Annotated in this window: 1 protein-coding gene and 1 other annotated feature; the gene reads left to right on the top strand. The window is 59.0% G+C overall.

Annotation, left to right across the window (positions count from 1 at the left end; all coding sequences use genetic code 11):
* The first annotated feature begins 50 nt into the window (after positions 1-50).
* Positions 51-1,282 (top strand): IS3 family transposase gene (locus J2046_RS33620; protein ID WP_210059144.1). Its coding sequence is split into 2 segments (ribosomal slippage): positions 51-342 and positions 342-1,282, totalling 1,233 coding nucleotides; the frame shifts between segments, so codons are not numbered across the junction.
* Positions 335-451: a sequence feature (AL1L pseudoknot), on the top strand. It overlaps the preceding gene by 117 nt.
* Positions 1,283-1,321 lie beyond the last annotated feature (39 nt).

Here is a 1,321-nt window from a genome sequence, read left to right as displayed (position 1 = left end):
TGAACCGCACCGGGTTTGCCGGAGACCCCAACTCGTGAGAAGTAGGGTCTATGACAAGCAAAACGACGAACAAGTTTTCTCCTGAAGTTCGTGCCCGTGCCGTTCGGATGGTGGCGGAGCATGAAGCCGAACATCCCTCCCGTTGGGCGGCTGTATCATCGATAGCGGCCAAGATCGGCTGCTCGGCGCATACCCTCCATGAATGGGTGAAGAAGGCCGAGGTCGACAGCGGCAAGCGTGCAGGTTTGCCAAATGACGTGGCGGAGAAGATGAAGGCTCTGGAGCGGGAGAACCGCGAGCTTCGTCAGGCGAATGAGATTTTACGCAAAGCCTCGGCGTATTTTGCCCAGGCGGAGCTCGACCGCCCACTGAAGCGATGATTTCCTTCATCGACGAACACCGCTCGGTGCTCGGGGTCGAGCCGATCTGCAGGCTGCTGCCGATTGCCCCGTCCACTTATTATGAGGTTATCGCGAAGCGCACGGACGTGGGCCGCCTATCGGCCCGCGAACGGAATGATATTGCCATGAAAGTCGAGATTCGCCGGGTGTTCAACGAGAATTTCCAGGTCTATGGCGTGCGGAAAGTCTGGCGACAGTTGCAGCGAGAAGGCTTCGATATCGCTCGCTGCACTGTGGCAAGGCTCATGAGAATGATGGGGCTTCAAGGCGTCATTCGCGGCAAGCCTGTCAAAACCACCGTGTCGGACAGGTCTGGCCCATGTCCGCTCGACCGCGTCAATCGCCACTTCAAGGCTCCAGCACCGAACATGCTGTGGCTTTCCGATTTCACATACGTGGCGACTTGGCAGGGCTTCGTTTACGTCGCGTTCGTCATCGATGCCTTCGCTCGCCGCATCGTCGGTTGGCGAGCAAGCCGGACGGCCCATGCGGGCTTTGTGCTCGATGCCCTTGATCAGGCGCTTCATGATCGGCGGCCCGTTCATCGCGGCGGGCTGGTTCATCATTCCGACCGCGGCTCGCAATACGTGTCCATTCGCTATTCCGAACGACTGGCCGAGGCGGGCATAGAGCCGTCTGTCGGAAGCGTTGGCGACAGTTACGACAACGCTCTCGCCGAAACGATCAATGGTCTTTACAAGGCCGAAGTCATCCATCGACGGGGACCGTGGCGCAACTTCGAAGCCGTGGAGTTCGCCACGCTCGAATGGGTCGATTGGTTCAACAACCGCCGCCTTCTGGAGCCCATCGGAAACATTCCGCCCGCCGAGGCTGAAGATCGGTACTACACCATGCTGGACCTGCCAGCCATGGCCGCATAACTTAACCTAACAGGTCTCCGGTAAACCCGGTGCGGTTCA

This window comes from Neorhizobium petrolearium (genome assembly GCF_017873175.1).
Taxonomy (GTDB): Bacteria; Pseudomonadota; Alphaproteobacteria; order Rhizobiales; family Rhizobiaceae; genus Neorhizobium; species Neorhizobium petrolearium.
This window is presented reverse-complemented; position numbering and strand designations above follow the sequence as displayed.